General features: G+C 40.7%; 22 protein-coding genes. 18 read left to right on the forward strand and 4 right to left on the reverse strand.

Annotation, left to right across the window (positions count from 1 at the left end; genetic code table 11):
* Window positions 1–35 precede the first annotated feature (35 nt).
* Window positions 36–1,058, reverse strand: a complete 1,023-nt coding sequence (queA, locus tag BWP33_RS00590; protein ID WP_002641307.1) for a tRNA preQ1(34) S-adenosylmethionine ribosyltransferase-isomerase QueA — start codon at window positions 1,056–1,058, stop codon at window positions 36–38.
* A 147-nt stretch (window positions 1,059–1,205) separates the two neighbouring features.
* Between queA and BWP33_RS00595 the strand changes: the two genes are divergently transcribed.
* Together BWP33_RS00595 and BWP33_RS00600 are read left to right on the forward strand one after the other, a co-directional pair.
* Window positions 1,206–2,327 carry a hypothetical protein gene (locus BWP33_RS00595; RefSeq protein ID WP_002641306.1) on the forward strand — a complete coding sequence of 374 codons (1,122 nt, stop codon included), beginning with the start codon at window positions 1,206–1,208 and terminating at the stop codon, window positions 2,325–2,327.
* Between the two features lie 129 nt (window positions 2,328–2,456).
* Entirely contained in the window at window positions 2,457–3,464 is a 1,008-nt protein-coding gene (locus BWP33_RS00600; protein WP_002641305.1) for an AI-2E family transporter, read from the forward strand.
* A gap of 237 nt (window positions 3,465–3,701) precedes the next feature.
* Here the strand turns inward: BWP33_RS00600 and lolA are convergent, their stop codons facing one another.
* Window positions 3,702–4,319, reverse strand: a complete 618-nt coding sequence (gene lolA, locus BWP33_RS00605; RefSeq protein ID WP_002641304.1) for an outer membrane lipoprotein periplasmic chaperone LolA — start codon at window positions 4,317–4,319, stop codon at window positions 3,702–3,704.
* Window positions 4,320–4,489: 170 nt separating this feature from the next.
* Between lolA and BWP33_RS00610 the strand changes: the two genes are divergently transcribed.
* The 16 genes from BWP33_RS00610 to zapD all read left to right on the forward strand — a co-directional run bounded on the left by BWP33_RS00610 (window position 4,490) and on the right by zapD (window position 19,255).
* Window positions 4,490–5,314 (forward strand): ferritin-like domain-containing protein, encoded by an 825-nt coding sequence (locus BWP33_RS00610; RefSeq protein WP_002641303.1) that lies wholly within the window; start codon window positions 4,490–4,492, stop codon window positions 5,312–5,314.
* 70 nt (window positions 5,315–5,384) lie between these two features.
* Window positions 5,385–5,954, forward strand: a complete 570-nt coding sequence (locus tag BWP33_RS00615; protein ID WP_002641302.1) for a thermonuclease family protein — start codon at window positions 5,385–5,387, stop codon at window positions 5,952–5,954.
* A 60-nt stretch (window positions 5,955–6,014) separates the two neighbouring features.
* Window positions 6,015–6,224, forward strand: a complete 210-nt coding sequence (locus tag BWP33_RS00620) for a hypothetical protein (RefSeq protein ID WP_002641301.1) — start codon at window positions 6,015–6,017, stop codon at window positions 6,222–6,224.
* Between the two features lie 202 nt (window positions 6,225–6,426).
* Window positions 6,427–6,831, forward strand: coding sequence for a DoxX family protein (locus BWP33_RS00625; RefSeq protein ID WP_002641300.1), 405 nt, complete (start codon window positions 6,427–6,429; stop codon window positions 6,829–6,831).
* Between the two features lie 141 nt (window positions 6,832–6,972).
* On the forward strand, window positions 6,973–7,785 hold the full coding sequence (efeU, locus tag BWP33_RS00630; protein WP_002641299.1) for an iron uptake transporter permease EfeU: 813 nt from the start codon (window positions 6,973–6,975) through the stop codon (window positions 7,783–7,785).
* 235 nt (window positions 7,786–8,020) lie between these two features.
* Window positions 8,021–9,184: an iron uptake system protein EfeO gene (gene efeO / locus BWP33_RS00635; protein ID WP_002641298.1), complete on the forward strand. Its 1,164-nt coding sequence runs from the start codon at window positions 8,021–8,023 to the stop codon at window positions 9,182–9,184.
* A gap of 153 nt (window positions 9,185–9,337) precedes the next feature.
* The gene (efeB, locus tag BWP33_RS00640) at window positions 9,338–10,606 is read left to right on the forward strand and encodes an iron uptake transporter deferrochelatase/peroxidase subunit (protein ID WP_002641297.1); all 1,269 of its coding nucleotides are present in this window, start codon (window positions 9,338–9,340) and stop codon (window positions 10,604–10,606) included.
* A gap of 329 nt (window positions 10,607–10,935) precedes the next feature.
* The gene (gene pssA / locus BWP33_RS00645; RefSeq protein WP_002641296.1) at window positions 10,936–11,748 is read left to right on the forward strand and encodes a CDP-diacylglycerol--serine O-phosphatidyltransferase; all 813 of its coding nucleotides are present in this window, start codon (window positions 10,936–10,938) and stop codon (window positions 11,746–11,748) included.
* Between the two features lie 198 nt (window positions 11,749–11,946).
* Window positions 11,947–12,447 carry a hypothetical protein gene (locus BWP33_RS00650; RefSeq protein ID WP_002641295.1) on the forward strand — a complete coding sequence of 167 codons (501 nt, stop codon included), beginning with the start codon at window positions 11,947–11,949 and terminating at the stop codon, window positions 12,445–12,447.
* A gap of 203 nt (window positions 12,448–12,650) precedes the next feature.
* Complete coding sequence (greA, locus tag BWP33_RS00655; RefSeq protein WP_002641294.1) at window positions 12,651–13,127, forward strand: transcription elongation factor GreA; 477 nt, start codon at window positions 12,651–12,653, stop codon at window positions 13,125–13,127.
* Between the two features lie 131 nt (window positions 13,128–13,258).
* Window positions 13,259–13,702, forward strand: coding sequence for a DUF4149 domain-containing protein (locus tag BWP33_RS00660; protein WP_002641293.1), 444 nt, complete (start codon window positions 13,259–13,261; stop codon window positions 13,700–13,702).
* A 215-nt stretch (window positions 13,703–13,917) separates the two neighbouring features.
* The gene (gene pilB / locus BWP33_RS00665) at window positions 13,918–15,606 is read left to right on the forward strand and encodes a type IV-A pilus assembly ATPase PilB (protein ID WP_002641292.1); all 1,689 of its coding nucleotides are present in this window, start codon (window positions 13,918–13,920) and stop codon (window positions 15,604–15,606) included.
* Window positions 15,607–15,705: 99 nt separating this feature from the next.
* A complete protein-coding gene (locus tag BWP33_RS00670; protein WP_002641291.1) occupies window positions 15,706–16,980 on the forward strand; it encodes a type II secretion system F family protein in 1,275 nt (424 codons plus the stop codon).
* 1 nt (window position 16,981) lies between these two features.
* Window positions 16,982–17,884, forward strand: a complete 903-nt coding sequence (locus tag BWP33_RS00675) for a prepilin peptidase (RefSeq protein WP_002641290.1) — start codon at window positions 16,982–16,984, stop codon at window positions 17,882–17,884.
* A gap of 2 nt (window positions 17,885–17,886) precedes the next feature.
* Window positions 17,887–18,492 (forward strand): dephospho-CoA kinase, encoded by a 606-nt coding sequence (coaE, locus tag BWP33_RS00680; protein WP_002641289.1) that lies wholly within the window; start codon window positions 17,887–17,889, stop codon window positions 18,490–18,492.
* A 13-nt stretch (window positions 18,493–18,505) separates the two neighbouring features.
* Window positions 18,506–19,255: a cell division protein ZapD gene (zapD, locus tag BWP33_RS00685; RefSeq protein ID WP_002641288.1), complete on the forward strand. Its 750-nt coding sequence runs from the start codon at window positions 18,506–18,508 to the stop codon at window positions 19,253–19,255.
* A 45-nt stretch (window positions 19,256–19,300) separates the two neighbouring features.
* Here zapD and BWP33_RS00690 read toward each other — a convergent pair whose 3' ends face one another.
* Both BWP33_RS00690 and BWP33_RS00695 read right to left on the reverse strand, forming a co-directional pair.
* Window positions 19,301–19,918, reverse strand: a complete 618-nt coding sequence (locus BWP33_RS00690) for an HAD family hydrolase (protein ID WP_002641287.1) — start codon at window positions 19,916–19,918, stop codon at window positions 19,301–19,303.
* Between the two features lie 76 nt (window positions 19,919–19,994).
* Window positions 19,995–20,201, reverse strand: coding sequence for a glycine zipper 2TM domain-containing protein (locus tag BWP33_RS00695; protein ID WP_002641286.1), 207 nt, complete (start codon window positions 20,199–20,201; stop codon window positions 19,995–19,997).
* Window positions 20,202–20,218: the final 17 nt, after the last annotated feature.

Below are 20,218 nucleotides of genomic sequence, written 5' to 3' on the forward strand. Positions count from 1 at the left end.
TAATGACGACGGATAGTTTTGCAAAGGTTTCAGGCTTACTCGCGTCCCAAAATCATCGCATCGCCATAACTGAAAAATCGGTATTCTTGTTCAATGGCGTGTTGATAAATTTCGCGGATTTTCAGGCTGCCTGAAAATGCCGACACCAGCATCAACAGTGTGGATTTGGGCAAATGAAAATTGGTAATCAAACGGTCAATTATTTGAAATTCAAATCTAGGAGTAATAAAAATATCCGTGTCGCCCGAACCCGCTTTCAGGCTGCCTGAACGCGCAGCAGATTCAATCGCACGCAATGAAGTTGTCCCCACCGACCAAATTTTGTTGCCACGCGCTTGGGCGGCTTGAATCGTGCTAACGGTTGCATCGGGAATCTGAAACCATTCACTGTGCATTTTGTGTTCGGCAATATTGTCCACGCGCACGGGTTGGAATGTGCCAGCCCCAACGTGTAACGTAACTTCCGCAAATTCCACGCCCTTATCTTTCAGGCTGCCTAAAATTTCGTCCGTGAAATGCAGCCCTGCGGTGGGTGCAGCGACGGCGCCTTGATGCTTGGCATACACGGTTTGATAGCGGTCATCATCGTCTGCACCTGCTGCGCGTTCAATGTAAGGCGGCAAGGGTAATACGCCGTGTTGTTCTAGCAATTCGTACACATTCAGGCTGCCTGAAAAGTGAATTTTGAATAATTCGCCCACGCGTTCTAACATCGTTGCGTGGATTTCGCCATCAAAAATCAATTCTGTGCCTGTTTTGGGTGATTTGGACGAGCGAATATGCGCCAAAGCTGTGTGTTCGTCTAACACGCGTTCAATCAAGGCTTCAATTTTGCCGCCACTGGCTTTTTGTCCGAACAATCGTGCTTTCATGACTTTGGTGTTATTGAAAATCAGCACGTCGCCTGCTTCAATATAATTGATTAAATCAGAAAATTTTTTATCTTCAATGGGTTGATTTGGCAGCGCGACCAGCAAACGACTGCTACCGCGTACGGTGGGGGGATTTTGAGCGATGAGTTGCTCGGGTAATTCAAAGTCAAATTCGGAGAGATGCATTTTGGTTGATTCAATTAATAAAATTAAAATTATAAAGTAAAAACAAAAAGGCGGTCCAAAAAAACAAAAAAAATCAAAAAATCATTTATACTACGCAAAACTTTCAGGCTGCCTGAAAAGCAATAACAACAATAGTGAGAAAAAATAATGACACAGAACATACTGTCCGAATATACTGAAATTATTGATTATATAAATAAATGTACTGATAAATTCAGCGAATTTATCAGCGAGCAACGCACCCATCGCAATTCTCTACGCAAACCCAATAAAAAACATTTACCCCTCATCGCCGCACTCCAACAAATAGATTGGGAAAAAAGTTTGGCAGACATACGCATGGGCAGAATCATACTGCCCCCAAAATCGCCCAAACGCCCTACCCACAAAAAAATTTCCACAAAAAATATTCACCAAAAAACCATCACCCAAAAGAACAAACCTAAGTCGCCACAAAAAAAATCCTTTTCTCCCAAAGAAATAGATATTTTGTTGAAGCAAATTCGTAACAAATGGCAATGGCAAATACATTCATTAATACGAACGGAATGCTATCCCATTCAGCCATCTGCGGATTGGTTGGCAAGCGTGGCGCAATTTTATCGCGATACACCTAAATCTACGCTAATACCCGAAACCACCGAATTCATCGCCGAAGATTCTTGCCCCAAAAATGATTCTGTAATTGAACAATTACAACAAGAATTGACAGAATTAAAAAAACAAAATCAAGAATTAACCGAATTATTGCAAGCACAAGACAACGAAATGAAAAACCAAAACAACAAAATCGCCCAATTAACCCAACAGGTTTTGAATTTCCAATCCATGTCGCAATACAAAGAAAATAAACGCACCGAATCCGAAGGCAAAATTTTGCTACAATACGGTAAAGAAATAGATTTATATGAGAATGAAATATTAAGTTTTATTCGGCAATCTTTAGATTACTCACTTAAAAATCAGGTGCATGAACACAGTCGCTATCAGCACATCTTAACCGATTTGCTGGAGGCTAATCCCATGGAAAAAGATTGGCGCAACACCAAAGAAGCCGAATTACACAAAATCATGCGCACCTATTCTCGCATGGACAGCCCCACACGACAGGCATTGATGAATTTAGGTTTTCAGATTTCTGAAGATGGCACACATTTTAAATTGATTTTTGAAAACGATAAACGCTATACCTTTACCACGTCTAAAACCAGTAGCGATAATCGTGGTGGCAGGAATTTTGCACGCGATGTGGCAAATTTATTATTTTGAGAACCTGTATTCACAACCAAGCGCGATGCCTTTTTGCCCCATTTAGCACACCTGCTGCGTTGACTTTCAGGCTGCCTGAAAGATGATGAACACAGGTTTTTACTTTGTGAATTATTTGAATGCAAAAATATGGATACCCAAAAAAATTTAAATATTAAAACATTCACACTTACCTTATTAGGTGTGATTTTGTTGTGGCTACCTGTGTTGTGGCTGCATTTAACGATTGTATTGTTTTCGGCACTGACTGTGTACGGCTTGACTCTAGCGATTGACAACGCTCTGCAAAAATGGCTGCCTAAAAAACACGGCACACTGATTTCGGTGTTGTTGCTGTTGGCGATATTGGTGTTGATTATTGTGATGATAACAGAATGGCTCGGCGACCGAATCAGCACGCATTCTTTTTCGGATATGATGCTTCAGGCAGCTTTAGTACTGGATCAGCTCCACGCGGTTTTGCCAAACAGTATGTCCAAATTTCTGCCTGAAACATTAGACGGTTTTAACGCGATGTTTTCGCATTTACTCAAAACCCATGCCACACAAATTCAAACAGCTGGCGTACACACTTTGCGTGGAATTGGGCATTTGTTGGCAGGCATGGTGATTGGGGCATTGGCGGCGATTCAATTAAAACCACCATTTTCGGATAAACCATTGGCGCAACTATTACGCAGCGAATTTCAAAATTTATTGCATGATTTCAATCAAGTATTTTTTGCACAAGTTCGCATTTCGGCTTTAAATACGTTTTTGACGGCGATTTATTTATTGGGCGTGATGCCATTGATGGGTAAACCCTTACCGCTTTCGGGGACGTTGGTGGTGTTTACATTTTTTGCAGGTTTATTACCTGTGGTGGGAAATTTGATTTCCAATACATTTATTGTGATTTTGAGTTTGAATCATGGCGTTACCATCTCCACATTATCACTGTTGTGGTTAATGAGCATTCATAAATTGGAATATTTTCTCAACGCACATTTTATCGGACATAAAATCAAAGCGTCCGCTTGGGAGGCGTTGTTGGCGATGTTGGTTTTGGAATCGGCGTTTGGTTTAGCGGGTTTGATTAGCGCACCCATTATTTACGCGCAAATCAAATCATCATTGATGCGAAAAATGTGGTTATAAGAAACCTTGTATTCACAGCCAAGTACGATGTCTTTTTGCTCTATTTAGTATGCCTGCTGCGTCGAATTTTATGCCAATAGGAAGAACGCTATTGGCATAAAATTCGCCTGACATTCGCACAAACTGGGACAAAAATCCATTTTATGTTTGCTATGGATACAGGTTCTTAATTTTGGGTTTAAGTTGAAAATAGGGGAGTGCAAGATTTCAGGTTGCCTTTTAACTCAACGACTTAAATCAGTTGCTTAATACGTCCACACCTTTTGGCACAACAAATTTAAATGCGCCGCGTGACAAATTCGGTTTGGTGTTTACACCGTTGAAACGAATGGATGTTTGATTGCCAAAACCGTCTTTTAATTGCATTGCGGCTAATTTGTCGCCTTGGAAGCCGATGCGAATGTATTGGTAGCCTGCGTTGGCGCGTTTGGGCGTGGCAAGAACGTATTGAATGTCGCCTGATGTGCCGTCTTCTTTTAGCATGTAGCTGGCATCCAATGCGGATTTATTGGATAAAATTGCGGCTGGGCTGTCGCCGATTGTTTGGTCTTGGTTAGATTTTGTTACTTGTTTTAAATCAACATCATATAACCAAATATTTGCGCCATCACCCACAATGGTTTGTTTATATGGGCTTTTGTAATCCCATTTGAATAAGCCTGGACGTAAAATTTGAAATGTGCCTGAACTGGTTTGATTTTTCTTTTTGGATTGAACGGTTTGGGTGAAATTACCACTTAAGCCGTCTGCATCTTGGTTAAATTTTTTTAATGCGTCAATCGCGCCAGCGTGGGCGGTACTGCTCAAAAAAGTGGCAGTAAGCAATACAGATAAGTTTTTTTTCCAGTTTTTCATTGTATAATCTCCAGTAGGTTGAATTCATTTGTTATTGCATAACAAGAAACGTCATTATTCTGAATTTCAGGCTGCTTGAAAAGGTGTATTTTGTAATGTAAAGGTTGTCTGAAATGCCAATTTATTCATTTTAAATAAAAAAACAGTTTAAATTTAACTGAATTTTAATTATGCAAAATTTCTATCTACTTGTGCAGACCGCGCTCTGCGAAACCAATCCTATTAAAAAAGCTGCTTTAACCTTAGATATTTATGCACAATTTGTTTCAGGCAGCCTGAAAATAGACCAATCCGAAACGGTTGTAGATATACCTATTGCCGGTCGCCCAGAAAAACCGATTCTGGTTGCTGTCAATCAAGTGGAAAAACGAAAATTAACCACGCCCGAAGGCTACGCCGCTATGTTGCACGCCATTTGCCACATTGAATTTAATGCGATTAATTTGGCTTTGGACGCGGCTTACCGTTTTCGCACGCTGCCTGAACAATTTACTGCCGATTGGTTGCGTGTCGCAAAAGAAGAAGCCGAACATTTTACGCTCATGCGTGCACGATTACTGGCACATCATTTTGATTATGGTGATTTTTCTGCGCATGGGCATTTGTGGGACATGGCATACAAAACCGCCTTTGACCCACTTTTACGCATGGCACTTGTGCCACGTGTACTTGAGGCACGTGGACTAGACGTTACGCCTGCGATTCGCGCCAAAGTGGAACAGCGTGGCGATTTGGCAACTTGCGAAGTGCTGGACATTATTTACCGCGATGAAGTGGGGCACGTTCAAATTGGCAACCATTGGTATCGTTATTTGTGCGAACAGCGTGGACTTGAACCGATGACGTTGTTTTGTGAATTATTGCGCCGTTACGATATGTTTATTTTTCGCGGTTATGTGAATTTGGAGGCGCGTGAACGAGCAGGATTTTCTTCATTTGAAATGCAAATGCTGGAAAATTTTGAACAATCATTTCAGTCAAATAAGGCAGCCTGATAAGGGTTGCACGTCCAGCGAATCAATTCACACAATATTTTTAATCACTTTATTGAAAGAAAACACCATCATGATTCAAAAAATGAAATTAACTCTATTAGCAAGCATGATTTTATTGAATGCGTGTGTTGCGCCCGAACACACTGTACCCCACACGTCGAGCCAATCCACAACCAATCACAGAGAAAGCTACACCGCCACCGTCATCAAAATTGCCGATGGCGACACCATTACCGTTCAAGACAATCATGGTGTAACCCACAAAATCCGTCTCGCTTACATTGACGCGCCCGAAACCAAGCAAAATTACGGTTCAGACAGCAAAGACGGTTTGACAAAATTAATCAGTGGCAAACCTGTGCGCGTGAATGTACGCGACATTGATCGTTATCAACGTGAAGTGGCTTTAATTGAAGCCGATGGGCGTGATGTGAATTATCGCCAAGTGGAATTGGGTAATGCGTGGCATTATACGCAATATGCCAAAAATCAATTAGCCGAAGATTATCAACGTTATCAGGCAGCTATGGCAAAAGCTAAAGAGAAGAAATTGGGGCTGTGGTCGTTTGCGCGTCCGCAAGCACCGTGGGATTATCGCAAACAGCAACGCAGCAAAAAAACCACTTCAACCGAAGAATAAGAATGATACGTCCAGCAAAATTAACCAAAGAACCTTTTTTGAGCGTTCTTCGTTATCATAATGAATGAAAAAGGCAAAACCGTTATTTATTCTCAATCACGCTTGTTGCAAAACAGTAAATCGCTTGATGTGATTTCCATCGTGGATTGGGTCTTGGAAAAAAAACAGGCTTTTTACGAGCAAACCGTCTTTGTTGGAATTGGTGTATTTGAATATCAAACAAAGGATAAGAGAGCATTGATAGCGTGGTCAGCAGTGCAGGCAGCCTGAAAATTGATTTGATTATTTTCAGGCTGCCTTTTTTATTGTTTTTTATTATTGGGATAATTGGATTTAATTCACCATATTATGTTTAATTATTGAGAAAAACTGTATTTATAAATGATGTATTGTTTTTCCTAATTTGAAATATTATGATGTCGTCATAGCGTGATTGATGTATTTTATAAATTTTAATGAAAGGAATTTTCTTATGTTTTTTTTGAATCAGTTTCAAGGTAAATTTTTGTCTTTATTGAGAATTGTGTCTGGATACATGTATTTGATGCATGGTTCAACCAAGTTGTTGCACATTCCGTATATTGAACAATTTGCTAATGTGCCGATGATGTCTATTTATGGTGTGGCAGGCTTATTGGAATTGGTGGGCGGTATGTTGTTAATATTGGGTTTGTTCACACGTCCTGTGGCGTTTTTGTTGTCGGGTCAAATGGCGGTGGCGTATTTGATGGCACACACGCAACCGAATTTTTTACTGCCAATTTTGACGGGTGGCGAATTAGCGGCACTGTATAGCTTTTTGTTTTTGTATTTGTCGTCAGTAGGTGGCGGAGAATGGGCATTGGATAACTTATTATTTAAGAAAAAATCAAATTAATTTAATTGGTTAAAATATATTTTAGGCAGCCTGAAAATCAGTTTATTGGTTTTCAGGCTGCCTTTATTTTGTTAATGCAAGTTATTTTCATTTAAAAAAAACAAGTGTATAATTTTGCCAATTTTAGGAGAGAAAATCGCCATGTGGATTGCGTTATTGATTATGCTGCGAGAAGGGATTGAAGCAGCGTTGATTGTGGGTATTGTGGCAAGTTTTTTACGGCAATCAGGTTATGGGCATTTAATGAAAAATGTATGGTTGGGTGTTGGCTTGGCGGTGATATTGTGTGCATTGGTCGGTTATGGGATTCATCGTGCCACAGGCGAAATTCCGCAAAAACAACAAGAATTTTTGGTTGGTGCGATTGGTTTGGTGGCGGTGGCAATGTTGACCTATATGATTTTATGGATGAAATCGGCGGCAAAATCCATGAAATCTATGCTACAAAATTCGGTTCAGGCTGCCTTAAATCGTGGAAATGGGCGTGGTTGGGCATTGGTGGCGATGGCATTTTTGGCGGTGTTACGTGAAGGTTTGGAGAGTGTGTTTTTTCTGATTGCGGTATTTGAGCAGAGTCCTGATGCGAGTATGCCACTGGGGGCGGTGATGGGTTTGGCATTGGCGGCGGCGGTGGGTTTGGCGATTTATCAAGGCGGTATCCGTTTGAATTTAGCGAAATTTTTTCGTTTGACTGGTGTGTTTTTGATTTTTGTAGCAGCTGGATTATTTGCTGGTGCGTTTCGGGCATGGCACGAAGCGGGAATTTGGAATATTGGGCAGACGGTGTTGGCAGATTGGTCGCATATTTTACATGAACAAAGTCCGTTTGGGGTATTGTTAGCTGGCTTTTTGGGTTATACCGACCATCCTGTTGTGAGTGATGTGGTTTTGTATTTGGCGTACTTGGTGCCTGTTTTGTATTTATTTTTGCGCCATCAAAATTCGTCAAAATAATTTTTAGAAACTGTGTTCGTAAGATTGATAATTTTTGAGAATACAAGCTAACGCAGTAGACGCATGAAGTGGTAATAAAAGCAAGCTATTGATATTATCAACATAGGTTCTTTAGATGGTTTCAGGAGCAATAATCTTTCAGGTTTGAAATATTTGTTTCTTTATAGTCGTTTAATAGTAATAGGCAGCCTGAAGAATATTTTTATTCAATTTATTTTTAATATAAGGAATTTATATGAAAAAATTCACATTAACTGTCTTAGCAACGTCTCTTTTATTAGCTGCTTGCCAACCCCCAGAAGCCGACAAACCTACCGCGCCCAGCAACGCCAGTGGTGCAGCCGTGAGCGTGCCTGATGGTGGCGTGGCAGTGGCAGTAAACGACAAGGCTTGTGAACCAATGACTTTAACTGTCCCAAGTGGACGAACCACATTCCACATCAAAAATGCAAGCAGTCGTGCTTTGGAATGGGAAATTTTGAAAGGTGTGATGGTGGTTGATGAACGCGAAAACATTGCCCCTAATTTATCTGACAAATTGACCGTTACTTTATTACCTGGTGAATACGAAATGACTTGTGGTTTGTTGAACAATCCACGCGGTAAGTTAATCGTAACCGATAGCGGCTTCAAAGACACTGCCGCTGAATCCGATTTGGAAAAATTGGCGCAACCATTGACCGAATATAAAAAATATGTTCAAAACGAAGCGGCTGAATTGGTTAAATTAACCAAACAATTTACTGATGCCGTCAAAGCCAATCAATTGGAAAAAGCTCAATCTTTATTTGCCAAAGCACGTGCGCCATACGAACGAATTGAACCGATTGCAGAATTATTTAACGAACTGGATCCCTCCATTGATGCACGTGAAGACGATTTTAAAGCAGGCGCAAAAGATGAATTATTCACGGGTTTCCATAAAATTGAATACGCCTTGTGGGTAGAAAAAGACACTAAAGCCGTTCACGCGATTGCCGATAAATTACAAGCCGATGTGGAAAAATTACAAAAAGAAATTGATACGCTGAATTTTCCACCAAGCAAAGTCGTGGGCGGTGCAGCGGTGTTGATTGAAGAAGTTGCTGCCAGCAAAATTTCAGGCGAAGAAGACCGCTACAGCCACACCGATTTGAGCGATTTTTACGCCAATATGGAAGGCGCACAAAAGATTATTCAGTTATTCCGCGCCAATATTGAAGCCAAAGATAAAGATTTATTGGCAGTAATAGATAAACAATTCAAAGCAGTAGGCGATATTTTAGCCAAATATAAAACCGCAGATGGTTTCCAAACCTACGATAAATTAAGCGAAGCCGATCGCAAAGCCTTGCAAGCCCCTATCAATTCATTGGCTGAAGATTTGGCGAAATTACGTGGTTTGTTGGGTTTAGACTAATTATAGTGAAATAAAATGTTATTGAGTTGCCCACGTCCCCATGTGCTATTCCAACACGGTGGACGTGGTTTACTTGTACTATTTTGATTTTATTCTACTATATTTAAATTTCTATCTTAAAATAATTTTTAGGCTGCCTGAAAAGGAATTATCATGAATCACGACCCCAGTAAACGCGCTTTGTTGAAAACTGCTGCCGTGTTGGCAGCAGCAGGAACGTTGAGCGCATGTCAGCAAAAAAATCAATCGGATAATCAGACTGTTAATAAAAAATCGGCTGCTGAAAATGCGCCTCATCTGCATTCTAATCAAAGTTATTCATGCTACGGTCAACACCAAGCAGGCATCACTACGCCACATCAACCGTTTGCGATTATGTGTGCATTTGATGTTACGGTAACCGAGTTGGCAGAATTGAAAAAAATGTTTCAACTCTTGAGTCAACGCATTGAATTTTTAACACAAGGCGGTGAATTGCATGACCCCGACCCGAAATTGCCACCATCAGGCAGCGGTATTTTGGGGCAAACCGTTCCCAGCGATGGTTTGACCATTACAGTGGGTGTGGGTGCAAGTTTGTTTGACCAACGTTTTGGTTTACAAAATAAAAAAACCAAACATTTAACCGAAATGCCCGATTTTCCCAACGACAAATTACAACGTGAATGGTGTGATGGCGATGTGTCTATACAATTTTGTGCGTTCAGCCCCGAAACTTGCCAAAACGCGTTACGCGATGTGATTAAGCAATTGAGTAAATTTGCGATTATCAAATGGAGTATAGATGGGTTTTTACCCAAAGCTCCAGCTGACCAAGCGGCACGAAATTTATTTGGTTTTCGTGATGGTACGGCGAATCCCGATGTTTCTAAAACAGAAATTGCCAATCAAGTTTTGTGGACAGGCGTGGCAAGTAATTCGCAAGATGAGCCAGCATGGGCAAAAAATGGCACTTATCAGGCGGTGCGTTTGATTCGGCATTTTGTGGAGTTTTGGGACAGAACCCCATTACAAGAACAGCAAACGATTTTTGGGCGTGAAAAATATTCGGGTGCGCCTCTGGGCATGAAAAAAGAACACGATATGCCCGATTATACTAAAGATACTGATGGTGCAGTGATTCCCAAAGACAGTCATATGCGTTTGGCAAATCCGCGAGATGCTGAATTTTTGCAGCGTCATCAACTGTATCGCCGCCCGTTTGATTATTCGCGTGGTTTGAGTAAAGCAGGGCAGTTAGATGTGGGATTGGTGTTTATTTGTTATCAAGCGAATTTGACTGATGGATTTGTGTTTGTGCAGGGGTTGCTCAATGGCGAGCCATTGGAAGAGTACATTAGTCCGTTTGGTGGGGGATATTTTTTCGTATTGGCAGGATTTGAGAAAACGGGTTATTTGGGGCAAACTTTGTTAGAAAATTAGAATTGAGCCAATTTATTAATAAAATGTTTTTCAGGCAGCCTGAAATCTTTGCCAAATTATAGTGCTTTAAATTCAACGGGGCAGCGATAATGTTCGCCGTGTATGCGTGATACATGAGGATATTAGCAATGCTGTACTAATTTGAATTGAGCGTACTACTATAAATCATCAAACGGAACAATTCTTGTTTTAGCAAGATTTGTTCCGTTTTTTTCAGGCAGCCTGAAAAATATTTTTGTCAACGGAATAGGCTGAATGTGTTGTCTCTGCTTGAAAAGATGAAATCCGTTATAATTGGACTCATGATTGATTTTATCGGAGTAGGGTACATGAATCCCAACCAAAAATTTAACCAAAAGATGACACATCTCAAACAAAATAGTATTTATTTGTTGCCTAACTCATTCACAATTTCTTCTTTGTTTTCAGCATTTTATGCGATTACAGAATCGTTCCATGGGCGATTTGATACGGCAGCGATTGCCATTTTCATTTCCATGATTTTGGACGGCATGGATGGGCGTGTTGCTCGATTGACCAACAGTCAAAGTGCATTTGGTGAACAATTGGATAGTTTAGCGGATATGGTCAGTTTTGGGGTAGCGCCTGCATTGATTGTTTACAATTGGGAATTGTTTGAATTTGGTAAATTGGGGTATGGGGTGGCGTTTATTTATTGTGCGTGTGCGGCATTGCGTTTGGCGTTGTTTAACACGTTGATTGGGCGTGTGCATAAAAAATGGTTTATTGGTATTCCGAGTCCGACTGCGGCGGCTTTGGTGGTGGGTTTGATTTGGTTGGATAATAGCTATGGTGGTTTTGGTGAGGGTGTGAAATGGGTGGCGTTGTTGCTGACTTTGTTTGCGGGTTTGTCTATGGTGGCGCAAATTCCGTTTTGGAGCTTTAAAGAATTGTCGGTTAAACGGAAAATCCCGTTTTTTGGTATGATTTTGTTGGTGTTGGCGGTAATGATTATTGCATTAGAACCGCCATTGGTATTGTTTGCATTTTTCTTTTGCTACAGTTTGTCTGGTTATATTCAATACGCTTTGCGTTGGTGGAAAGGCGAACAAATTAACGTGTGGATTCAACCCGAATCATTGCAATCATCGGATTCATCGGGTGAAGAAGAATGTTGTTAATATATGATAATATTTTTTCAGGCTGCTTGAAAAATTGTGTATCGTAAATGCAGTGGATTATGAAAACAGGTTCTTAGTATCATCATTTTCATTCACGATAAAATTTACCTAATTCATTGAAATCAGATATTGTATAATAGATAGGCAATCATGTAATATTAACGTTCGTTATTTTATTTTTATTTTTAAGGTAAAACCATGCAAATGATGTTAAAGAAATTGCCATTGGCTTTGGTGTTGGCGATGTCGTTGAGTGCGTGTATTACGGTCAATGCGCCAGTGAGTGGCACACCCAATAATCAAAACGCCGCTCCCATCACATCTGGTAACAGCCATTCAGGCTACAAACTTGCCAGTAGCCACTGGACTGATGTCGCCAAAATTCGCCAAGAAGCCCAACGTTTGGGTGCAGAAGTCGGCGCGAATCGCATGACCAAAGTGCAGGCAGCCCAATATTTGAATCGTTATCGTTTGAATTTGGTTGGCGCAAATCAAATTGATGATAATATGTATGAAGTGTACCAAAAATCTGCATTGGATAGTCAACGTGGCGTGATTACACCAGAACAATCAAAAGCTTATATTATTAGCGCACTCAAAGGTTGGCAGCAACGTTGGAATGATATGTCGCGCAAACCCACGAATCCAGCGTTTACTAATTTCTTGATGGAAGTGATGGACATGAAACCGTTGCAATAATTCACGCAGCCTGAAAACTTTGCGTGAAACTGATTGCCTTTTTGTGGCAATTTGGTAAAATTGCCTTAATTTCTATCGCAAGCCGCACAATTTGGGTGTGGCTTGCCTTTTTATTTGATTATTTAAATTCTTTTTGCTAATGAATTTGTTTTCAGGCAGCCTGAAAACAGTTGGCAAACAAAAAGTTTGGGAGAATAAAATTCATGAAAAAAATTCCTTTAACCTCACAAGGCGCGGAAAAATTAAAAAATGAATTACAGCATTTGAAAAGCGTGGCGCGTCCTGAAATCATTGCTGCTATCGCTGAAGCGCGTTCGCATGGTGATTTGTCGGAAAATGCAGAATACGAATCTGCCAAAGAACGACAAGGTTTTATTGAAGGGCGTATCGCTGAATTGGAAAGCAAATTATCGCACGCACAAATCATCAACCCAGCCGAAATCCACGCTGAAGGCAAAATCGTATTTGGCGCAACCGTTACTGTAATGGATTTGGATTCAGACGAAGAATCCACTTACCAAATTGTCGGTGATGACGAAGCAGATATTAAATTGTTTAAAATTTCTGTGAGTTCGCCGATTGCGCGAGCGATGATTGGCAAAGAAGAGGGCGATGTGGCAGAAGTCCAAGCCCCAAGCGGTATTCGCGAATACGAAATTTTAAGCGTACAATACATCTAAGAACCTATATTCAAAGTCTTCATCATTTTGCCCACAACAAATAGGCTGCCTGAAAAAAGTTTTACGCTTTCAGGCAGCCTTTTGTTAAAATAGGGAAAATTTTGATTTTTCCGAAAAAGGGATTGGAAATAATGAAGCGATTGAGTGCATTATTGATTGCGATTTGGTTGGGTATGCAAATGGGGTTTGCGTATATTGTGTCGCCTGTTTTGTTCACCAATACGTTGTTATCCAATGGCATGGCAACGCGATTGATGGGCAGTTTGTTTCAGTTATCTAATGGTTTGGGTGTGGTAACTTGGGTGGTGGTTTGGCTGAATTGTCGTGGTAATCCGTATTGGGGCGAGAGTCGTGCTAATCGTGTACGCCAATGGATTATTGTGATGATAATGGGTTTATTGGTATCGTTATTGCTTGGTTGGGTGGTCAAGTATTTTCCTGATAATGTGTTGGTGCATTGGTTGGGTGGTGGTTTTGGGGTATGGCGTGGGAGTTGGCATTTATTGAATATGGGCGTGGTTTTGTTGGGATTGGGTTTGGCAATAAGACTGTTGCGTTTGGATAACCAAAATTAATTTTTCAGGCTGCCTGAAAAAGATGTTGTGCCATTTCCACATTCATTTGTGATTAAAAATAGTCAAAATTTGGGTGAATTGTCTAATTTTGTCATTAATTAAAAATAATTCATTATCAAGATGATGGTGCAAAAAGACAGCGTGGATAATTCTACTGTATAATGACGCTAATTTACTTTTTCATTTTTTAATTTAAACGCCACAGGTAACGCATTATGAGTATTGGTTTGCTACGATTATTGAAACAAGAAGGGCTGATTCCGTCCGGTAAAGTAGAAGAAAAGTATCGTAAGGCATTGGATAATAATAAAAATATTATCCCAATGTTTTTTGATGATAAAGTGATTGCACCTGAGGATTTGGCGTCATTGGTGTCGCGCGTATTCAATTATCCACAATTTGATTTGAGAGCTTTTCCAGCACGTAAAATTCTAACCGATGTGATGGAAGAAGCGCAAATACAAGAAAATCGCTGTATTCCGATTTTCAAACGTGGCAAAAGGGTGTTTGTGGCAGTATCCGATCCAACCATTTTGCAAAATGTGCAAAAATTTGTGTTCAATTCCGGATTATCGCCAGAATTGGTGATTGTACGGGATGATCAGCTGGATTCTATGTTGGAACAATTCTCACAAAGTAACACCGCGCTGATTAAAGAAATGGGTATGGACGCGAATTTGCAGGAAGCCCAAGCTGAAACCATGATTGTGAGCGGCGAAGAAGAAGACGATGGGCCTATTGCGAAATTTATTCAAAAAGTTTTATTTGATGCGGTCAACACAGGTGCATCCGATATTCACTTTGAGTTTTATGAGTTTATGGCGCGTGTGCGTTATCGTACGGACGGCGTGTTACGTGAAGTGGTGCAACCACCTTTGGCTTTACGTAATAATTTAGCATCGCGTATTAAAGTGATGGCAAAATTAGATATTTCTGAAAAACGCATTCCACAGGATGGACGTATTCAATTGCAGTTTTCCAAAGGTTCTAAAGCGATTGATTTTCGTGTGAGTACCATGCCTTGTTTGTTTGGTGAAAAAGTTGTAATGCGTATTTTGAATTCAGACGCTGGCTTTTTGAATATTAATCAATTGGGTTTTGAAGATTTTCAAAAAGATTTGATTTTGGAAGCAATTCATCGTCCATACGGCATGGTATTGGTAACGGGGCCTACGGGTTCGGGTAAAACCGTATCGCTTTATACTTGCTTGAATATTCTGAATACAGATGATGTGAATATTTCTACCGCCGAAGACCCAGCGGAGATTAACTTACCAGGTATTAATCAGGTAAACGTGAATGATAAACAAGGTTTAACATTTGAGGCAGCCTTAAAGGCTTTCTTGCGTCAAGACCCTGATATTATTATGATTGGTGAGATTCGCGATTTGGGTACAGCAGATATTGCGATTAAAGCCGCACAAACAGGTCATATGGTGTTCTCGACCTTGCACACGAATAATGCGCCTGCGACTTTATCGCGTATGTTGAATATGGGTGTTGCGCCGTTTAATATTGCTTCTGCGGTAAATTTGATTATGGCGCAACGTTTGGCGCGTCGCTTGTGTTCTAATTGTAAAGCACCGATGGAGCGTCCGCCTGAAAAAGTTTTACGTGAAGCTGGTTTCACCGATGAAGATTTGGCAGGTAATTGGACGATGTATCGTGCAGTGGGTTGCGAAGCATGTAAAGGCAAAGGTTACAAAGGGCGCGCTGGTTTGTATGAAGTGATGCCCATGACTGAACGCATGAAAGCCGTGATTATGAAAGGCGGTACGGAAGTGGATATTGCCAATATTGCTTATGAAGAAGGTTTGGTGGATTTACGCCGTTCGGGTTTACTCAAAGTGATGCAAGGCATTACCACGTTGGAAGAAGTATTGGCAACCACGAACGAAGGCTAATTCTGAATTTAGCCATTTGTTGATAAATAATATTGTCATTTAAATGGCTATGTTTTCAGGCTGCCTGAAAATAAATTTATTTTAAAATTTGGGAAAATTATGGCTACTCTAAAAAAACCTGTCAAAAAAGCACCCGTGAAAGCAAAAAGACCTGCTGCCAAACCACAAAAAAAAGAGCGTGGTAATCGATATCAATTTGAAGGGCGAAATCTTCAAACGGAGAGTATTGTGCGCGGTGAGGTGGTTGCGCGTAATGAAGAAGAAGCACGTCAGAAATTACAACGCCGTCAGGTAAAAGTCCTGCAAATTGTTAAAATGAAAAAGGCGAAAAATAAGAAAATTACTTCTGCTGATATTGCCGTTTTCACGCGCCAATTATGTACCATGATGAAGGCTGGTTTGCCATTAATGCAAGCTTTTGATATTGTGGCAAAAGGGCATTCCAATGCGTCCATGACTAATTTGCTGATGTCGGTGCGTGCAGATGTGGAACAGGGCACGTCTATGGCAGACGCATTTTCTAAACACCCGAAATATTTCAGTAAATTTTATTGTAACCTAGTGGGTGCAGGTGAAGCGGGTGGTGTATTGGATTCTTTGTTAGACAAATTAGCCACTTACATGGAAAAAACCGAAGCAATTAAGAAAAAAGTAAAATCTGCTTTAACTTATCCAATTGCCATTTTGGTGGTGGCGGTGGTATTGGTTATTGTGATGATGATGTTCGTATTGCCAGAATTTAAAAAGGTATACGATAGCATGGGCGCAAAATTGCCACCATTGACTGAGTTTATGATGGGTATTTCCAATGCGTTTGTGGCTCATGGTGCATTGATTATTATTGGTTTAGTAGGTACGGTTGCTGGTGGGATTTTTATTGTGAAAAACTCGCCTGCATTACAGAAGAAATTAGACGCTTTATTACTGAAATTGCCTATTTTTGGTGATATTGTGATGAAAGCAACCATTGCACGTTGGTCGCGTACTACGGCCACGCTGTTTACGGCTGGCGTACCACTGGTGGAAGTATTGGATTCAGTGGCTGGTGCATCGGGTAATATTATTTATGAAGAAGCGACTAATGAAATTCGTTCTAAAGTTAATCAGGGTATTTCTTTGACTTCAGGCATGCAGGCCGCCCAAATTTTCCCCAATATGGTGGTGCAAATGGCGGCCATTGGTGAAGAGGCTGGTGCGCTTGATGATATGTTGAATAAAGTGGCTGAATTCTATGAAGAAGAAGTAGATACAGCAGTGGAAACGTTGTCATCATTGATGGAACCCATCATCATGGTGGTATTGGGGGGTATTGTAGGGACTATTTTAGTGGCGATGTATCTGCCATTGTTCAACTTGGGTCAAGTGGTTGGTTAATATGGAGAATATGGCGATTTTTATGGCGGTATTGTTTGGGTTATTGGTTGGCAGCTTCCTGAACGTGGTGATTTACCGTCTGCCCGTGATGCTCAATCGAGAGTGGAACGAGGCAGCGCGTGAACAACTTAAATTAGACGATGAATTTATCCAAACGCTGCCTGAAAATATTGCCCAAACACTTCGCCAACGTATCGGCTTGACTCCTGAACAAATGGGCGTGTTTACCTTGTCGCGTCCACGCTCACGCTGTGGAAATTGTGGTGCACCTGTGCGAGCGTGGCAGAATATTCCAATTATTAGTTGGTTGATTTTGCGTGGAAAATGTCATACTTGTCAAACGCCAATCAGTATTCGTTATCCTTTGGTAGAACTGCTGACGGGGGTGTTGTTTGGTTTAGTGGCGTGGCGATACGGTTGGACGGAAATCACCGTGTGGGGCTGTTTACTCACAGCGATGGTTATTGCAATGACATTTATTGACGCGGACACGCAAATTTTGCCTGATGATTTGACTAAACCTTTGGTTTGGTTGGGTTTGTTATTTAATTGGCGTATGGGCTTTGTGTCGTGGCAACAAGCATTGTTGGGTGCTGTAATTGGTTATATGAGTTTGTATTTATTGAATAAAATTCATGTAATTTTGCGTGGCATAGATGGTATGGGGCAGGGCGATTTTAAATTATTGGCTGCGATTGGTGCGTGGGTTGGGGTGGCAAACTTGCCTATTGTGGTGTTGATGGCATCGGTTATTGGCATTGTGGCGGCGTTGGTGAAACGTGTTACCAAAAGTCAGCCTATGGCATTTGGTCCATGTTTGGCGATTGCTGGTTGGTTTATTTTTCTTTTTCATCAACAAGCTACAATGGCAATTACGTGGTGGTTGCATAAATCTGGATTTTAATCATGATGTGGATTGGGTTAACGGGTGGCATTGGTTGTGGCAAAAGCCAAGCGGCAGCGTTTTTCAGGCAGCTTGGTGTGGTGGTTATTGATGCCGATGCGGTAAACCGTGAATTGATTGATACGCCCAATAGCCCAGCTATTTCATTGATTCAAAATGATTTTGGGAAGGCTTTCATAGATTCTTCAGGCAGCCTGAATCGGGCTGCCATGCGTGAATTAATTTTCACGCAACCGAATGCTAAAACCAAATTAGAACAGATTCTGCATCCATTGATTTTGCAACGTATTGTTTTATTGCAAAAAGAAATTAATTCACATCAAAATTATGCTTTGGTGGAATTACCAATTTTGCGTGCTAATTCGCTATTTTTACACATTATTCAACGTGTTTTGTTAATTCATTGTGATGAAAATATTCGCATTAAACGCGTTATGCAAAGAAATTCATTTTCAGAGCAACAAGTTAAAAATATTATTGCCAATCAGCCGACTGATGCTGAACGTTTGGCATTGGCAGATGATGTGATTGATAATTCAGGCAGCCTGAAAGACTTGCAACTGGCTGTTGAAAGACAACACATTATTTATCAATCACTTAATAAATGAGAGAACCGATAAGATGCTGCATTTTGATTTTCCGTTATCCGAGCGTGTGCGTAATTACATTCGCGTGGAGCAATTATTTAATCGTTTTAATGAAGCACTGGCAGGCGATGATAAATGGATGCATCATGCTGCTATTTACACGCTGTTTGAATTGGTTGAATGTGCATCTAAAGCAGAACTAAAACGCGATATGTTACAAGAACTTGAGCGTCAGCGTTTGCAACAAAATGCATCTGCTTTGCCCAATCAAGTGCATTTGGATAAATTGAATCAGGCGATTCAAGAATTACAGACTTTGAATACACACAGCGCACAAAATTTGCGTGAAAATGAATGGCTTAATGCGTTTAGGCAGCGTTTGAATATTGCGGGTGGTAACACGGCGGTGGAATTGCCAAGCTATCATTTTTGGTTGAATCAAATGGCTGAACAACGCCGCGAATATTTGCAAAAATGGAGCGCGACCGCGTTGCCCATTCAAAATGCAGTGGGTTTGGTGTTGGAAACATTACGTAGTAATCCGCAAGTCATTGATTGTCAAGCGGTATCTGGAAAATATGAACATGGCGGTTTGATTCAGACCACGCAATTATTGAGTATAGAAATGGATTCTGCTTTGGGGGTTGTGCCTGAAGTGTCTGCCAATAAATACTTTACCAATATTAATTTTTTACAAGCAAATCAAGAAAGTACGCGTAGTAAAGTGGCAGAGCAAGATTTTCCGTTTAAATTGATTTTATGTAGTGTGGATAATTCAAAATAATCTTTATTTTTCAGGCTGCCTTTGTTTTTCAGGCAGCCTGAAAATTTAAATTTTCTCAAATTTTTTTGTTTGCTTATTGAGTAAAAATCCCTCACTGGCACGTTGTAACATGGGCAAATCCACGCGTGAATCACTGTATGCTATGCTGTTTTGCCAACAATTTTCGCCAAATAACGCATTAATTCGCCGAACTTTTGCAAAATCATGACAATTTTCGCCATCAATTTTGCCCGTCAGGCAGCCTGAAAGCGTTGCCATTTTGGTAGCGATGATTGCATCAAAACCGTGTTGTTTGCCCCAATGCTGCAAATACCACTCGGGTGATGCGCTGACCAAAACACAAATGTCGCCTTGTGCTTTGTGTTGGCTAAGCTGGAACATTCCTTCTGAAAACAACAAATTGGGTAATTCGTGTTCGGCGAATTCTGCTGCTTTGGCTTCCACGTCCGCCACGCGCCAGTTGTGTAAATAAGCATCAATCACGCGTTCTTTGGCAGAGGCATTACTGACCAATCCAGCCAAATAGCCCACAAGGGTTGGCAATAATGGGATTAATTTTATATAAAATAAGAAATTATTTTTACAGCAAAATTTTAAAAATGGTAACACGCTGTCGGTACGCGTGAGTGTGCCATCAAAATCAAAAAAAGCGTATTTTTGCATTATGTTTCTCTGAATGAAAAAGGCAGCCTGAAAGTTAAATATGCTTTCAAGCTGCCTAAATATTGATAAAATTCAATTATTTAATTTGACTACCAATCATGCCACCTAAAGCAGCACCACCCAAAGTAGCACCTGTGTCCCCACCGATTAAATTACCAGTCGCACCACCCACAACTGCACCAATTGCTGCGTTGCGTTGTGAGGTAGTCATCTCATTGCTGGTGCAAGCTGCCATAGATGCAGCGATTGCAGTCACTACTAAGATTTTTGTAATTGTTTTCATGATATTAACTCCATTTG

It is taken from the genome of Simonsiella muelleri ATCC 29453 (assembly GCF_002951835.1).
Taxonomy (GTDB): Bacteria; Pseudomonadota; Gammaproteobacteria; order Burkholderiales; family Neisseriaceae; genus Simonsiella; species Simonsiella muelleri.

Excerpts from the sequence above, each read along its gene's own strand:
- queA (WP_002641307.1), bottom strand. The coding sequence starts at position 1,058 with ATGCATCTCTCCGAATTTGACTTTGAATTACCCGAGCAACTCATCGCT.
- BWP33_RS00670 (WP_002641291.1), top strand. The coding sequence starts at position 15,706 with ATGGCTACTCTAAAAAAACCTGTCAAAAAAGCACCCGTGAAAGCAAAA.
- BWP33_RS00620 (WP_002641301.1), top strand. The coding sequence starts at position 6,015 with ATGAATGAAAAAGGCAAAACCGTTATTTATTCTCAATCACGCTTGTTG.
- greA (WP_002641294.1), top strand. The coding sequence starts at position 12,651 with ATGAAAAAAATTCCTTTAACCTCACAAGGCGCGGAAAAATTAAAAAAT.
- BWP33_RS00600 (WP_002641305.1), top strand. The coding sequence starts at position 2,457 with ATGGATACCCAAAAAAATTTAAATATTAAAACATTCACACTTACCTTA.
- BWP33_RS00595 (WP_002641306.1), top strand. The coding sequence starts at position 1,206 with ATGACACAGAACATACTGTCCGAATATACTGAAATTATTGATTATATA.
- efeU (WP_002641299.1), top strand. The coding sequence starts at position 6,973 with ATGTGGATTGCGTTATTGATTATGCTGCGAGAAGGGATTGAAGCAGCG.
- pssA (WP_002641296.1), top strand. The coding sequence starts at position 10,936 with ATGAATCCCAACCAAAAATTTAACCAAAAGATGACACATCTCAAACAA.
- BWP33_RS00660 (WP_002641293.1), top strand. The coding sequence starts at position 13,259 with ATGAAGCGATTGAGTGCATTATTGATTGCGATTTGGTTGGGTATGCAA.
- BWP33_RS00615 (WP_002641302.1), top strand. The coding sequence starts at position 5,385 with ATGATTCAAAAAATGAAATTAACTCTATTAGCAAGCATGATTTTATTG.
- coaE (WP_002641289.1), top strand. The coding sequence starts at position 17,887 with ATGATGTGGATTGGGTTAACGGGTGGCATTGGTTGTGGCAAAAGCCAA.
- lolA (WP_002641304.1), bottom strand. The coding sequence starts at position 4,319 with ATGAAAAACTGGAAAAAAAACTTATCTGTATTGCTTACTGCCACTTTT.
- efeB (WP_002641297.1), top strand. The coding sequence starts at position 9,338 with ATGAATCACGACCCCAGTAAACGCGCTTTGTTGAAAACTGCTGCCGTG.
- BWP33_RS00690 (WP_002641287.1), bottom strand. The coding sequence starts at position 19,918 with ATGCAAAAATACGCTTTTTTTGATTTTGATGGCACACTCACGCGTACC.
- efeO (WP_002641298.1), top strand. The coding sequence starts at position 8,021 with ATGAAAAAATTCACATTAACTGTCTTAGCAACGTCTCTTTTATTAGCT.
- BWP33_RS00695 (WP_002641286.1), bottom strand. The coding sequence starts at position 20,201 with ATGAAAACAATTACAAAAATCTTAGTAGTGACTGCAATCGCTGCATCT.
- BWP33_RS00675 (WP_002641290.1), top strand. The coding sequence starts at position 16,982 with ATGGAGAATATGGCGATTTTTATGGCGGTATTGTTTGGGTTATTGGTT.
- zapD (WP_002641288.1), top strand. The coding sequence starts at position 18,506 with ATGCTGCATTTTGATTTTCCGTTATCCGAGCGTGTGCGTAATTACATT.
- pilB (WP_002641292.1), top strand. The coding sequence starts at position 13,918 with ATGAGTATTGGTTTGCTACGATTATTGAAACAAGAAGGGCTGATTCCG.
- BWP33_RS00610 (WP_002641303.1), top strand. The coding sequence starts at position 4,490 with ATGCAAAATTTCTATCTACTTGTGCAGACCGCGCTCTGCGAAACCAAT.
- BWP33_RS00625 (WP_002641300.1), top strand. The coding sequence starts at position 6,427 with ATGTTTTTTTTGAATCAGTTTCAAGGTAAATTTTTGTCTTTATTGAGA.
- BWP33_RS00650 (WP_002641295.1), top strand. The coding sequence starts at position 11,947 with ATGCAAATGATGTTAAAGAAATTGCCATTGGCTTTGGTGTTGGCGATG.